The following is a 14,430-nucleotide window of genomic DNA, read 5'->3' as shown; positions in this document are numbered from 1 at the left end:
AGGGAGGCGCCGCGCGCGCCGGCTCAGCCGGGCTCGCCGAAGCTGCGCGCGAAGAGGTCGCGGATCGCCTCGCGGCCGGCGTCGTTGAGGTCCTGCGTGCCGATGCCGGCGAAGTTCTCGCTGGTGATGCTCGGCTGCCGCGCGATCTCCCAGGCGGAGCCGCTCCACCGGAACCAGCCGCGCTTCTCCTGATCGTAGACGAACAGCGGCTTCTTCCAGAGGCGCGCGAGCTCGGCGCCCCAGCCGGTGCCGCCGCGCACGGTGCCGTCGTCCTGGAGCGTGCCCACGACGAAGACCTGGCTGGCCGCGTTGATCTGGTGCCAGATCGTCTGGAGGATGTTGCGCACGAGCGGGATCTCGCTCAGCACGCGGCCGAGGCGCCGCGACACGTAGACGAGGCTGAAGTCGCCCTTGCGCAGCTCGTCGTCCCCGAGCACGACCACACCCCGCTGGCGCTCGAGGAGCCGGTGGCCCTCGAAGCTGTAGTTCAGCTCCTGCACGCCGAACCGCTCGGCGCAGGTCCCGAACTCGGCCTCGGCCCCCTTGGCCCCGCCCGAGTGCAGGCGGAACTGCCGCGGGTCCTTCGGCCGCTCCGACGGGGGACGCACGTCCTCGTCGATGACCCGCATCGAGTGCGGATCGAGGCGCAGGTGGAGATCGGCCAGGTCCTTGTTGCCGTGGTCCTTGAGCAGCCGGAGGCGAACCACGTCGCGCTCCGATTGCAGGTAGACGACCACGCCCACGTGACGCTCGACCTTCGCGAGCGCGGCGGGCAGCTCGCCGGGGGCGCCCGGCTCGTCGATCTGGGCCGCGACCCAGACCTCGGCCGAGCGCTCCTTCGCGAGCCGCGCGAGCGCCTCCATCGCCGCCTCCGACGTGACCGCCGCGTCGAAGCCGTCCACGATGATCACGTCGGGCTCGAAGTGGGCGACGCCGCGCGCGAAGCCCACCGTCTCGAGCACCTTCTCCACCCACAGCCGCGCCGCCTCGTCGGTCGAGTCCGGCGAGGCCTTCACATGTCCGAGGTGCGAGTAGATCTGCCGGTGCCGCTCGACCTCGAGCCGGACGGCCTCCGGCTCCGCCAGCCGCATCGACTGCGCGAGATCGTGGAAGATCTCGTCGTAGTACGCGCGCACGTGATCGACCGCGTTCTCGTGCGAGATGTGCAGCACCCGGCGATCCCGGAGCAGGTCGTCGAGCGCGATCTGCACGAGCAGCGCCGTCTTGCCCACGCCGGGCCGAGCGACGATGACGCCGACGTTGCCCCGACCGAGCCCGCCGTGCATCGACCCCTCGAAGACCCGCATGGGGCTCCGCTCGTTCACCTCTTTGCGGTACATGCCGCCCCCCTCACTTGGCCTTCTTGGCCTGCTCTTCCCGGTACTTCTTGATGAGCTCCTCAGCGAGCGCCGCCGGAAGGGGAGCATAGCGCGAGAACTCCATCGTGAACTCGGCTTTGCCCTGGGTGGCAGAACGAAGGATGGTCGAGAATCCGAACATGTCGGAAAGCGGGACCTCCGCCTCGACCCGGCAGAACGAGTCCGCCTCGGTCGAACCGATGATGATGCCGCGCCGCTGCATGAGGATGCCGACGATGCCGCCCTGGTACTCGCTCGGCCCCTCGACCGCGACCTTCATCAGCGGCTCGAGGATCTGCGGGCCGGCCTTCGGGTACGTCTCGCGCCAGGCGCCGCGCGCGGCCTCCTGGAAGGCGATGTCCGAGGAGTCGACCGCGTGGGCCGCGCCGTCGTTCAGCGTGACCGACACGCCCGTGACGGGGGCGCCGATGAGCTGCCCCTTGGCGAGCATCGACACGAAGCCCTTCTCGACCGCGGGGATGAACTCGCGCGGGATCGCGCCGCCGACGACCTGGTCGTCGAACTGGAACGGCGCCTCCGCCCACGGCTCGATGTAACCGCCGACCTTGCCGTACTGGCCCGAGCCGCCGGTCTGCTTCTTGTGCGTGTAGTTGAAGTCCACGCGGCGCGTGATCGTCTCGCGGTAGGCGACGCGCGGCGGGCTCGTGACGACCTCCGCCGCGTACTCGCGCTTCATGCGCTCGATGTAGACGTCCAGGTGGAGCTCGCCCATGCCCTGGATGATCGTCTCGCCGCTCTCCGGATCCGCCCCGACGCGGAAGGTCGGGTCCTCCTTGGTGAAGCGGCGCAGCGCCTTCGACATGTTCGCCTGGGCCTTGTTGTCCTTGGGCGTCACCGTCAGCGAGATGACCGGGTCGGGCACGTGCATCGACGTCATCGCGACGCTGAGAGCGCCGTCCGTGAACGTGTCCCCGGAGTTGCAGTCGATGCCGAAGATCGCGACGATGTCGCCCGCGCTCGCGCCCTCGATGTCCTCCATCTCGTCCGAGTGCATGCGGACGAGCCGGCCGACCTTGTGGCGCTTGCCCGTGCGGATGTTCGTGACCTCTTTGCCGCGGCTCAGGCTGCCCTGGTAGATGCGGATGTACGTGAGCTGGCCGAAGCGGCCGTCCTCCAGCTTGAACGCGAGCATCACGAGCGGCGCTTCCGGGTCGCTCGACAGCGTGACCTCGGCCTCGTTCTTCTCGACGTCCACGGCCTTGTTGGTGATGTCGGCCGGCGTCGGCAGGTAGCGGGTCACGCCGTCGAGCAGGACCTGCACGGCCTTGTTCTTGTAGGCCGAGCCCATCATCACCGGGACGATCTGGAGCTTCACGGTCGCGTCGCGGATCGTCTTGTAGAGCAGCTCCTCGGTGACGCGCTCCTCGAGGATCGCCTCGGTGAGCTCGTCGGAGTACATCGAGAGCGCGTCGAGCATCTCCTCGCGGGCCGCCTTCACCTCGTCGGCCATGTCGGCCGGGACGTCGCCGGTGATGATCTTCTCGCCGTTCGCACCCTCGAACCGGTAGGACTTCAGCGTGATGAGGTCGACGACCCCCTCGAACTTGTCCTCGAGGCCGATCGGCAGCTGCAGCAGCACCGGGTTCAGGTTGAGCTTCTCGCGCAGCTGCTGGCGCACCCGCAGCGGGTTCGCGCCGGCGCGGTCGCACTTGTTCACGAACGCGATGCGCGGGACGCCGTAGCGGCGCATCTGGCGGTCGACGGTGAGCGACTGGCTCTGCACGCCGGCGACGGCGCAGAGGACCAGGATCGCCCCGTCGAGCACGCGCATCGCGCGCTCGACCTCGATCGTGAAATCCACGTGGCCGGGCGTGTCGATCACGTTGATCTGGTGCCCGTTCCAGAAGCAGTGCGTGGCCGCGGACTGGATGGTGATCCCGCGCTCGCGCTCGAGGTCCATCGAGTCCATCTTCGCGCCGACGCCGTCCTTGCCCTTGACGTCGTGGATGGCGTGAATTCGCTTGGTGTAGAAGAGGATGCGCTCGGTCAGCGTCGTCTTGCCCGAATCGATGTGGGCGCTGATCCCGATGTTGCGCAGCTTGGACAGATCGCTGATCACAGAAGGCTCCCCGCCGCGCACCCGTGAGGGCGTGCCCGTGGAGGGCGTGCGGCACGCATTGAACCTCAGCTGGGCGGACGCACTCTGCGGGCGCTCAGTCAGAAATTCGGCGCGGCTCTTAATTCGGCCCCAAGGCAAGCGCCAGGGGGAAAATGATTCTTCGCGATAAATTCAACTACTTGGCCTGAATCCTGGAAAGCCCGACCGTCTCGTCCCACTCCGACCCGTAGCCGTCGTAGTGGATGCGGTAGCGCTCTTGCCCCACGATGCCGGTCACGACGGCCGGGTACATCTGGCCGTGCCACTCGACGCGGACCCTGTCGCCGATCTTGTAAACGTTGGTCTGCGAGGCCTGGAGCCCCTTGCTCCTGACCTTCGGCGGCGGCGGGGGGTGGACGACGTTGCCCTCGACAAGGCCACGGATCCGCTCGCGCGGTACAGTTTCATCCCAGATGTCGTCGTAGCCTTGGTAGTGGACCTTGAACTTCGTCGGGCCGACGACCTCGATGACCTTGGCCGGGTAGACGTTCCCTTCCCACGTCACGAGGACCTCGTCGCCGATGGCGTATTGGCGCTTGCAGCCCCCCAGAACCAGGGCGACGACCAGGAGGAGGGCCGCAGCGTGTGCGCGCGCTGCGGGCATACGTCCCGCCCGCCTTACCGTCCTCTCCGGCGCCCCGCAAGAGACTTCGCGTCAGGGCTCCCCGGGGACGGCGCCGCGTTGTGGTACAGCCGGCGTGCCGCCGGCGCCGAGGCGCTGCAGCGCGGCGGAAACCCGTGTAGAGAACGCCCATGACCCGAGATGTTCGTCCTGGCCTGGGCACCCTCTCCCGCCCCTGCCCGTGCGGCTCGGGGCGCTCGTACCGCGCGTGCTGCGCCCCGTGCCACCTGGGCGACCGCGAGGCGCCAGACGCCGTGGCGCTGATGCGCTCGCGGTACGCCGCGTTCGCCGTCGGAGACACCGCGTACCTCTGGCGGACGCTGCACATGGCGCACATCGACCGCGGGCGCGACAGGGACGAGGTGCTGCGCGAGCTCAAGGTGACGATCCACCACCACCGCTACCGCGGCCTGAAGATCCTCGACAGCGTGCAGAGCGGCGGCTCCGCCTCGGTGCTGTTCCTCGCCCAGATCTTCGAGGCCGGCGCCGACCGCTCGTTCATCGAGCTCTCCGATTTCCTCCACGACGGCGAGGGCTGGCGCTACCTCCACGGGGTCGCCGTGCCCCGGGCCCGCATCAGCGTCCCCCCCGAGGAGCTGACCATCGCCCTCTTCTCGTCGCGCGTCGGCTGATCGTCATCGCCGCGCGTCGGCTGGCCGCGCCGGCTGGCCGCGCCCGCTGGCCGCGCCCGGACGACCGCGCCGGCTGGCCGCGCCCGCTGGCCGCGCCCGGACGACCGCGTCGGCTGGTCGCGCCCGGACGACCGCGGCCTCAGCCGGCGCCCGTGCCCGAGGTGCGGGCCTCGTGCCACCCCATCGCCTCGACGACGGCGCGGTTCTTCTCCATCCACACCGCGATGCGCTCGCGCGTCGTGCGGTAGGCGTACTCCAGGATGGCGCGCCGCGCGCGCAGGTTGGCCGGGTTGTGGAGGAACAGGAGCGCGTCGTTCGGCGCGGGCTCGAGCACGAGGACCTGCATCTTCCCCTCGGCGAGCGTCCGCCCCACCGCCTGGTGGAGCCGCGTGTGCGCGCCGATCCGCATCGCCTGGTTGAAGATCCAGAGCATGCCCTTGTCGCGCACGCTCTCGCGCACGCCGTGGCCGGTCGGGACCGGGCGGTGCGCGGTGGAGACCGGCACGAGCGGGCTCACGACGATCGTGAGGTCCACGCCGGCGGCCTGCGCGAGGTCGAGGTGCGCCACGTGCCCGAGCCCGCCGTCCAGGTAGTGGCGGTGGTCGATGCGCACCGGCGTGAAGAACAGCGGGAGCGCGAGCGACGCCGCGCAGGCGAGCGAGACCGGGACGTCGTCGAACCCCTCCGCGCCGAAGACGACGCGCTCGCCCGAGTCGAGGTCGTGCGTCGGGATGCGCAGCGTCCGCGGCATCGCGCGGAACGAGTTCGGGATGCCGCGCCGCAGGAAGAACTCGGCGAGGAACCGCTCGTAGCGATCGAGCCGGAACAGGCCCGCGGGGAGCGAGTCGTTGAAGCGGTCGAGCTGCTCGAAGAGGTACTGCTGCGCCGGCGCGTTGGGGGTCGCGTCGCCCCGGGTCGTGAGCCGGACGACGGCGTGGCGGAGCGCGACGAGGCTCGTGCTGAGCGCGCGCCGCCACTCGCCGACGTCGATCTGGAGCAGGTGACCGCGCTCCAGCGGGAAGAAGTTGTCGACCGGATCGAGCAGGGCGCGGTAGAGCCGCTCGATCGGGATGCCGCCGGCGAGGGCCGCGGCCACCGAGGCGCCGCTGCCGTGCCCGAGGTAGAGCGAGAAGCTCTGGTTGTCGATCCCCTCGACCCCGTCCTCGAGCGCCGCGAGCGCGCCGATCTGGTAGAGCGCGCCCGTCAGGCCGCCCCCCGGCAGGCAGAGGCTGACGCGAGCCCGCCCCGGCTCGGAACGCGCGGTCGAGCGCCCCTCGCCGCGCGGCTCCACGGTCTGCGGGGCGCGGCCGCCGCCGTCCCCCGCCGCGATCTGCGCGGTCCGGCGCTCGCCGCCGCCCTGGCTCTCCACAGCCGGCATCATGAGTGGTCCTCTTCCCTCGCGCGGACCGCCCCCTCGGCGCGGTGGCCGAGGGCGCAGGCGAGCGCGATCAACACGAGCGCGCAGGCGGAGCTCGCCGCCACGAGCCACGCGGGCATCGACGTGGTCTCGGGCAGCGCCGCGCCTGCAGCGGCGGGCACTTCGTTGACGTGGCCCGCGTCCGCCGCGGACAGGAGCGCGAAGCACTGGATGGCGTTGTAGGTCGCGTGCAGCAGGATGGGCGGCACGAGCGAGCCGCTCGCGACGCGGAGGACGCCGAGCGCCACGCCGAAGATCGCGATCGGCAGGAACTTCTGCCACTCGACGTGGGCCACCGCGAAGAGCACGGCCGTGGTCGCGATGACGAGCGGGGCGCCGTGCTGCCGGCGCAGCGGGCGGGTGAGCGCCCCGCGGAAGAAGACCTCCTCCAGCGTGGGGCCGAGCGCGACGAAGATGAGGCCGAGCGCGGCCCGCTCGACCGCGCTCGCCTCGACGAAGACGCGGACGAGCTCGGCGTCGCTGATCCCCGACGGCCAGCGCCGCTCGATCTGCTCGTAGAGGGCGGCGATGGGCCCCTCGAGGGCGAAGCCGAGCGCGACCGCGAGCGGGTAGAACGCCGCGTGCGTCCGGCGGAGCCCGAGGAACTCGCGGATGGAGGCGCGCGGGGCGTGGAGCTGGAGCACGCCGAAGAGCCCGAGCAGGTACGCCGCGGCCTGGCACGCGAAGCTGCTCACGACGTCGAGCTCCGGCGCTGGCCGGAACGAGGCGGTCACGCCGAGCAGCCACAGGAACAGGAAGGAGACGCCCGCGACCCAGCCGGCGGCCACGGGGACCGACATCGGTCGCTCCCCGCTGCCTCCCTGGAAGGGTGGCCCGGGCCCTCTGTCGCTGGGCGGAGGCTCGGGGATGCCGCGCGGTGGATCGCTCATCGCCCTCGGAGGTACGGCAGGACGCCCCGCTTCACGACCGTATCCGTGGAGAGGCGATCGTTCGTCTCCGGGTAGTCGATGGTCGTGTGCAGCCCGCGGCTCTCGTGCCGGGCGGAGGCGCAGCCGACGATGAGCTCGGCCACGGTGGCGATGTTGCGCAGCTCGAGCAGGTCCCGCGTGACAAGGTGCTTCCAGTAGTACTCGCGGATCTCCTCCTGGAGCAGGGAGATCCGCCGGGCGGCGCGCCGGAGGCGGGCGTCGGACCGGACGATGCCGACATAGTTCCACATGGTCCGGCGCAGCTCGTCCCAGTTGTGGGCGACGACGACCTCCTCGTCGCTCGCGACCGCGTTGCCGACCTGCCACTCGGGCACCTCGGGGAACGGGCTCTGCCGGAGCTCGGCGATCTGGCCGGCGAGGCGCGCGGCCGCGCGTTGGCCGAAGACGAGCCCCTCGAGCAGCGAGTTCGAGGCGAGGCGGTTCGCGCCGTGGAGCCCGGTGCACGTACACTCGCCGATCGCCCAGAGGCCGGGGATGGTGGTCCTGCCGTAGAGGTCGGTGGTGATGCCGCCGCACATGTAGTGGGCGGCCGGCACGACGGGGATCGGCTGCGAGGTGATGTCGATGCCGTAGCGGAGGCACTGCGCGTGGATGGTCGGGAAGTGCTCGCGGACGAAGCTCGCCGGCCGGTGGGTGATGTCGAGCAGCACGTAGTCCGAGCCGGTCCGCTTCATCTCGAAGTCGATGGCGCGCGCCACGATGTCGCGCGGCGCGAGGTCCTTCCGCGGGTCGTGGTTCGCCATGAAGGCCGTGCCGTCCGGCAGCCGGAGGATGGCGCCCTCGCCGCGCAGCGCCTCGCTCACGAGGAAGCTCTTGGCTTCCGGGTGGAACAGGCAGGTCGGGTGGAACTGGTAGAACTCCATGTTCGCGATCTCGGCGCCGGCCCTGTAGGCCATGGCGACGCCGTCGCCCGTCGCGACGTCCGGGTTCGTCGTGTAGAGGTAGACCTTGCCCGCGCCGCCGGTGGCGAGCACGGTCGCCCGCGCGAGGTAGGTCTCGACGACGTGCGGCTTCGAGGCGGGGCGGTGCCGGGGCGCGGGCCGCTCCGAGTCGGGGGGCCGCGGCGCGCCGGCGTTGAGCGCGGCGTCGGTCTCGTCGAGCACGTAGGCGCCGGCGCAGACGTCCGGCCCGCCGAAGCGCGAGAGCGGGATCAGGTCGATGGCCGTGTGGTGCTCGGCGAAGCGGATGTTCGGGTTCTGCCGGGCCTGCTCGAGGAGCGCGCGCTCGATCTCGAGGCCGGTGGCGTCCGCGGCGTGGACGATCCGCCGCGCGGAGTGGCCTCCCTCGCGCCCGAGGCGCACCTGGCCGTTCTCGTGATCGAACTGCGCGCCCCGCGCGATGAGCTCGCGCACCCGCTCGGGCCCCTCGCGGGCGCAGATCTCGACGACGACGTCGTGGCAGAGGCCCGCCCCCGCCTCGAGGGTGTCGGCGATGTGCGCCTCGGGGGTGTCGTCCGGGGCGAAGACCGCGGCGATGCCTCCCTGAGCGTACTTCGTGTTGGACTCGTCGCGCGCCCGTTTGGTGACGACGATCACCTCACCGTGCTCGGCCGCCTCGAGGGCGAAAGTAAGGCCGGCTACACCGCTGCCGATCACGAGGAAATCTGTCGTTATCGCCACGGCGTGGAGGGTAGCAGGAGCGGGGCGCATGCAGGTAGGCCGTGGCGCGCTTCCTGCGCGCGACAGCGGCGCCGCCGGGCGTTCGGGCGGGAGCCGCGCCCGACGGGAGAGCCGCCGGCGCCGAGCTGCGCGGAGCCGGGGCGAAGCGCGGGCGGGGCGGGGGTGCCGGGGAGGGCCTGGCGCGAGCGCGGGTGCGAGCCGGGCGAGAGTGCGGGTGCGAGCCGGGCGGGAGTGCGGGTGCGAGCCGGGCGAGAGTGCGGGTGTACTGTCCGCGGCCGAGGACGACCGAGTGCGGGAGCAGGGGGACCTGGCGCCATTGTCATCTTCACCGCCACCTCGGCTGTCATCGACACGGGGCGATCGGGTCCGCACGCATCTCGCGTGCTCGGCCCTCCGTGCTGATGTGCGGCTCTTGGCTCAAGGGTCGTCGGGCTCAAGACGGCGCGCTTGCACGAGCTTCAGGTATGCTGGCCTGTCGCGGCGGGTGCTCCGCCCCTGAGCCTCACCCGGCGCGGGTGGGTCCTTCGCCAGGTCGAGGCCGAGCAGGAGCTTGGGACGTATGCCAGAGGGCGGCACCAGCTCCTCCATCGCCTCTCCGCGAGCGGCTCGCCTGGCCAGGCACTGCTCGCAACAGCGCTCCGGGTCCCAGTCGATGTCGTCGAGGCCAAACTCCCGCACCCACGCCCGTTCCCACTTCCCCATGTGGCTCAGACAGGGGCGCACGCGAGAGGGAGGAATCTCGTCTCGGCGGGACTTCCGGCGCATCGGCATGGGTGCTCCTTGGTAACGGATGAGACCAATTCTGCCAATCGGGAACGAGGCCGCCAAGGGCTTTCTCGGGACGTCGTTGCCCAGCGTCCACGCACGAATTTCAATAGATTACGTTTGGCAAACCAAGATTACCACGAAATACTAAGCCCTCGCTGGAGAGCCGCTCGCGTCGCGAGGCAGTGCTCGCAACACCGCTCTGCATCCCACGGGATGTCCTCAAGGCCGAGCTTCCGTACCCACTCCCCCATCCCACTCAGGCTCGGACGCCTGCGAGAAGGAGGGAGGTCGTCTCGGTGGGACTTCCGTCGCTTCGGCATGGCTGCTCCTTCGGATCGCGCAGCGCTGATTCTGCCTATATCGGAAGAGCTCGCCAAGGAGTTTCCTGCGGAAATCGATGCCTTTTCGCTGGTTTACGAGCAGCCACATCGATTTGTCACAAAATCGTACGGTAGTGCTTACTTCCGCGGTTCTCGCAGAGACCAAAGTTCCTGCGGCTCCCGCTCGACACCTCCCAGCCCCTCAGCATGCCCCTCCCCTGCAGTCGCACCTCGCGCGATCGCCAACACCTCCTCCCCCCTGCGCCGCCGTGGCGCACGCGGCGCTCTCGACGACGCCGCCCGCCATCTCACCGCTCGCTCACGGAAACTCTCGCTCCGGCGCGCTCACGCCTTCGGCGCCGCTACGGCGCGTTCGTCGGGCCGCGGCCACGGCTCGCAGGTTTCTCGCTGAGCAAGAGTGATCTGCTGCTGGGCTGCCTTCAGCGACCGTCGGATAACATCCGCGCTCGCGGCCCGACGCAGAAGGGTGCAGCAGATCTCCGGTCCGTCCGCCCGCGCCTTGGGCATTCCACACCATGGTGGAAAAGTTGTAAGCGCCGAGCAGCCCACCGTGTCGCGTTTCCGCGACAAACCGGTCCCTACCACCCCGACGCGGGGTGCGTCCAATCATTTCTTGTTCTCTCCTTCAGCTCAGCAGCTCACGGACCGCAGCTTTCTTGGCTCGAGCAGATGTCATTCCGTTGAAACATTTAAAATTACCGCACAACATCGCCACTCTGCTCATTGCTCGCAGCTCTCGCCGGTTGTGAGGTTCCAGCAGCACCCGCTCGCCCCCGACGCGCCGGCGCTCTCGGGGGACCCTGGGTGGTGTCGGGTGGCCGCGGTGGGTGGCCGCGGTTCAAGCTGGCGGGAAAACTGCCGAGGAGATGGTGGAGAGGGCACGTTCGCGTCGAGCGAGCGGCCTTCACAGACAACGCTCGACCTGAGAGCCTGACCGATGGTGCATTCCCCGGCGAGCGTCGCCGGAGGACAACCAAGGAGGCACCATGGCGCTCAAAGACCTCTCTCCTCGTCAGATGGTTCAGATCACGGCCGCGTGGCTCGACCCGGAGCGCGAAAGGCCGCGCCTCGCGTCGCTGAAGCGGTGCGCCCCGCTCATCGACGATATCGAGGCTGCGCACGACGGCATCTTGAAGTCGCACCGGAGGCAGAAGAAGGCAAACGACGAGCTCTCCGGCATCCAGCAGAGGCAGGTCGCGATCGACCAGATCCATGACCGCAAGGCGCGCGGCGCCCACGCGGTGCTCACCGGTTTTGCCGATCTGGCCGACGATCCCGAGGACGCGGCCATCTACCTCGAGATCCGCGATCAGCTGTTCGCGGACGGGCTCAGGTTCATCTCGGCGAGCTACAGCGATGAGGCGGGCGAGGTGAAGCTCGCGCGCGACCGGCTGACGCCGGAGTCGAGGGCGGCGCTCAAGGCGCTGCCGACGCCGGGAGGCAACCTGCTCAAGGCCGTGCAGGCGTGGTTCGCCGCCGGCGACGAGCTCGGCAAGCTCGACGCGCAGCGCGTCCACCTGGAGGCGCAGGACAGGCCGGACACGGCCGACTCACGCGGCGGACAGCTCCGCGCGCGCAACCGCTGGATCAAGGTGGTTCGCAGCGTCCTCCAGATGCTGGAGCTCGAGGGGGCTGACGCCGAGACGACGCGCCGGCTGCTCGCGCCGCTGCAGCGGGAGGCGGGCAAGGCCGAGCGCCGGCGCTCGAGCGGCAAGGAAGAGGCCGAGGCGGAAGGCGGCGCGCCGCCCGGCGGCGGCGCGGGCGAGCCCGCGATCGGCGAGGAGGCGCCGGAGGTCGGCGTGGATTGACATGGCGGCCTCCTCCGGGCCCTCGTGACGGACTCGATCCGTTGCGCCCTCCCCACCGGCAGCCCTCGTGACGGACTCGATCCGTTACGCACCCCCCACCGGCAGCCCTCGTGACGGACTCGATCCGTTACGCACCCCCCACCGGCAGCCCTCGTGACGGACTCGATCCGTTACGCACCCCCCAAGGCAGCCCCTCTCAACGGATCGCATCCGCTACGCACCCCCGCCGGCACCCCCCTCCAACGGATCGCATCCGTTACGCACCCCGCCGCCAGCCCCTCTCAACGGATCGCATCCGTTACGCGCCCCCCGCCGGCCCCCCCTCCAACGGATTGCATCCGTTACACCCCCCGCCGGATGGTGGCCCAATTTGCCCCGGAGTGATTCACATGAAGGCGGGAAGGCAGGAAGATCATTGATCTTTTCTTCCCGCCTTCCCGCCTTCATGTTGAAATCCGGCCACCACCCCCCGCCGCCAGCCTCCTCTCAACCGCTCACCTCCGTTCTGCCCCCCTCCCCGCCGCCAGCTCCCTCACAACGGATCACCCCCATCCCTCCCCCGCCGCGAGCCCCCTCACAGCAGCTCGCATTCATCCACGCAGGACCGCCGCGTTCGCTTGACGCACCACGTCGGGGCTGCCATGACCGGATTCCTCCGCCTCGGGCGCGTTATTCCAGCCGGGCTCGCCGGGTCCACGCTTCGGTCCGCCGGCCCGTCTGCCGCGTAGCGCGCCGCCGCCCGGGCGGACTACGCTCTGCGTTACCACACAGCAACAGGAGCCACCGAGCCGTGAAGATCCTCGTTCCGCTCAAGCGCGTCGCCGATCCGGATAACGCGAACAAGGTGAAGATCCCCGCGTCAGGGGACAAAATCGAGACGACCGGGCTCGAGTGGAAGCCGAACCCGTTCGACGAGTACGCCCTGGAAGCAGCGCTGCGGCTGACCGAGGACGGCAAGGCGCCGAAGACCCGAGCGGGCGAGGTCGTCGTCGTCACCTTCGGGCCGAAGGAGACCGAGCAGACCCTCCGCGCCGCGCTCGCGACCGGCGCCGACAAGGCGATCCGCGTCGACATCACCGACGACAAGCTCGACGGCGACCTCGTGGCCCGCGCGCTCAAGACGCTCGTCGAGCGCGAGAAGCCGGACGTCGTGCTCATGGGCAAGCAGGCCGTCGACGGCGACTCGAACCAGGTCGGCCAGGTCCTCGCCGAGCTGCTCGACTGGCCGCTCGCCACGTTCGCCGCGACCATCAAGGAAGAGAAGGGCGCGCTCCTCGTCGGCCGTGAGGTCGACGGCGGCGTCGCCACGCTGCGCGTGCGCCTGCCCGCCGTCGTCACGGTCGACCTCCGCATCGTCGCGCCGACCAGCGTCTACTCGCTGAAGACCGCGCCCACGTTCAAGTACAACGACGGCGTGCGCTTCGCGGCGCTCCCCGCGATCATGGCCGCCAAGAAGAAGCCCCTCGCCGAGGTGAAGCTCCCCGATCTCGCCGCGGACCAGGCGCTGAAGGTCCAGTACCACGCCTTCCAGCCGCCCCCGGCGCGCAAGGCGGGCATCAAGGTGAAGGACGTCGGTGAGCTCGTCACGCGCCTGAAGAACGAGGCGAAGGTCCTCTGACGGGACCGCAAAGGGTCGACGATACGAGGGGGCCGCAGACGCGGACCCCCGACCACGTCGAGAGATTGAGGAGGACCAGGAGGGATCATGGCTGACGTTCTCGTGGTGGCCGAGGCCGCCGAAGGAAAGCTGAAGAAGACGACCCACTCCGCCGTCACGTTCGCCCGGCAGGCGGCGAAGGCGCTCGGCGGGACGTACTCGATCCTCGTGATCGGCGACGCCCTCGGCGACGCGGCCGCGGAGGCAGCGACGCTCGGCGCCGCCAAGGTGCTCGTCGCGGAGTCGGGCGCGCTCAAGGACTACGTCGCGGAGCGCTACGTGCCGACCGTCGTCGCGGCGGCGAAGGGGTACGGCGTCGTCGTGGGCACCGCGAGCGCCTACGGCAAGGACCTGCTCCCGCGCGTCGCGGCGCGGCTGTCGGCAGGGTTCGCGAGCGACATCTCCGAGCTGCTCGCCGACGGCTCGACGCTGAAGTACAAGCGGCCGATGTACGCGGGCAACGCGTACGGGATCTGCACCGTCGCGACGCCGGTCCACGTCGTGAGCGTCCGGCAGAGCGCGTTCGCCGCCGCCGAGCCCGCCGGCGGGAAGTCGCCGATCGAGCAGGTCGCCGTCGTCCCGCCGAGCGCCGCCGCGGAGCGCGTGGAGTTCGTCTCCTTCGACCAGGTGAAGAGCGAGCGCCCGGAGCTCGCCGAGGCGAAGGTCGTCGTCTCCGGCGGCCGCGCCCTGAAGGAGCGCTTCAACGAGGTCCTCGACCCGCTCGCCGACGTCCTGGGCGCCGCCGTCGGCGCGAGCCGCGCCGCGTGCGACGCCGGCTACGCCGCCAGCGACCTGCAGGTCGGCCAGACGGGCAAGGTCGTCGCGCCGTCGCTCTACGTCGCCGTCGGCATCTCGGGCGCCATCCAGCACCTCGCCGGCATGAAGGGGTCCAAGGTCATCGTCGCCATCAACAAGGACGCCGACGCGCCGATCTTCCAGGTCGCCGACTACGGCCTGGTCGCGGACCTCTTCACGACCGTGCCCGAGCTCGTGAAGCAGATCCAGGCAGCGCGGAGCTGAGCCTCGCGCGGCTGCTCCGCCGGGGTCCCCCCCCGGCGCGGAGCTGAGCCTCGCGCGGCTGCTCCGCCGGAGTGCCCCCGGCGCTCCTCACGGCGCACGGAGGGTACCCCGGCCCACTG

General features: G+C 70.4%; 11 protein-coding genes. 4 read left to right on the top strand and 7 right to left on the bottom strand.

Features of this window, described 5'->3' with window-relative positions; translation table 11 throughout:
* Positions 1-23 precede the first annotated feature (23 nt).
* From WME85_RS04505 to WME85_RS04495, 3 genes are all read right to left on the bottom strand, one after another.
* Complete coding sequence (locus WME85_RS04505) at positions 24-1,340, bottom strand: hypothetical protein (protein ID WP_437835442.1); 1,317 nt, start codon at positions 1,338-1,340, stop codon at positions 24-26.
* Positions 1,341-1,350: 10 nt separating this feature from the next.
* A complete protein-coding gene (fusA, locus tag WME85_RS04500; RefSeq protein ID WP_437835441.1) occupies positions 1,351-3,438 on the bottom strand; it encodes an elongation factor G in 2,088 nt (695 codons plus the stop codon).
* A 175-nt stretch (positions 3,439-3,613) separates the two neighbouring features.
* Complete coding sequence (locus WME85_RS04495; RefSeq protein ID WP_437835440.1) at positions 3,614-4,081, bottom strand: Tudor-knot domain-containing protein; 468 nt, start codon at positions 4,079-4,081, stop codon at positions 3,614-3,616.
* Between the two features lie 149 nt (positions 4,082-4,230).
* Here WME85_RS04495 and WME85_RS04490 point away from each other — a divergent pair, with 149 nt between their 5' ends.
* The gene (locus WME85_RS04490; protein WP_437835439.1) at positions 4,231-4,731 is read left to right on the top strand and encodes a YchJ family protein; all 501 of its coding nucleotides are present in this window, start codon (positions 4,231-4,233) and stop codon (positions 4,729-4,731) included.
* 139 nt (positions 4,732-4,870) lie between these two features.
* Here WME85_RS04490 and WME85_RS04485 read toward each other — a convergent pair whose 3' ends face one another.
* From WME85_RS04485 to WME85_RS04470, 4 genes are all read right to left on the bottom strand, one after another.
* Positions 4,871-6,112: a patatin-like phospholipase family protein gene (locus tag WME85_RS04485; RefSeq protein WP_437835438.1), complete on the bottom strand. Its 1,242-nt coding sequence runs from the start codon at positions 6,110-6,112 to the stop codon at positions 4,871-4,873.
* A complete protein-coding gene (locus WME85_RS04480; protein ID WP_437835437.1) occupies positions 6,109-6,948 on the bottom strand; it encodes a CPBP family intramembrane glutamic endopeptidase in 840 nt (279 codons plus the stop codon). The genes WME85_RS04485 and WME85_RS04480 overlap by 4 nt, the downstream gene beginning before the upstream one ends.
* A gap of 86 nt (positions 6,949-7,034) precedes the next feature.
* Complete coding sequence (locus tag WME85_RS04475) at positions 7,035-8,717, bottom strand: L-aspartate oxidase (RefSeq protein WP_437835436.1); 1,683 nt, start codon at positions 8,715-8,717, stop codon at positions 7,035-7,037.
* A gap of 417 nt (positions 8,718-9,134) precedes the next feature.
* Complete coding sequence (locus WME85_RS04470) at positions 9,135-9,419, bottom strand: hypothetical protein (protein WP_437835435.1); 285 nt, start codon at positions 9,417-9,419, stop codon at positions 9,135-9,137.
* 1,393 nt (positions 9,420-10,812) lie between these two features.
* Between WME85_RS04470 and WME85_RS04465 the strand changes: the two genes are divergently transcribed.
* From WME85_RS04465 to WME85_RS04455, 3 genes are all read left to right on the top strand, one after another.
* On the top strand, positions 10,813-11,634 hold the full coding sequence (locus WME85_RS04465; protein WP_437835434.1) for a hypothetical protein: 822 nt from the start codon (positions 10,813-10,815) through the stop codon (positions 11,632-11,634).
* A 790-nt stretch (positions 11,635-12,424) separates the two neighbouring features.
* Positions 12,425-13,252 (top strand): electron transfer flavoprotein subunit beta/FixA family protein, encoded by an 828-nt coding sequence (locus WME85_RS04460; protein ID WP_437307784.1) that lies wholly within the window; start codon positions 12,425-12,427, stop codon positions 13,250-13,252.
* An 87-nt stretch (positions 13,253-13,339) separates the two neighbouring features.
* Positions 13,340-14,311: an electron transfer flavoprotein subunit alpha/FixB family protein gene (locus WME85_RS04455; protein ID WP_437835433.1), complete on the top strand. Its 972-nt coding sequence runs from the start codon at positions 13,340-13,342 to the stop codon at positions 14,309-14,311.
* The last annotated feature ends 119 nt before the right edge of the window (positions 14,312-14,430 follow it).

Origin of the sequence: Sorangium sp. So ce1153 (assembly GCF_051521595.1) — a bacterium.
Taxonomy (GTDB): domain Bacteria; phylum Myxococcota_A; class Polyangia; order Polyangiales; family Polyangiaceae; genus Sorangium.
Note: the sequence above shows the minus strand (reverse complement) of the source record. Positions and strands in the feature narration are given on the sequence as shown.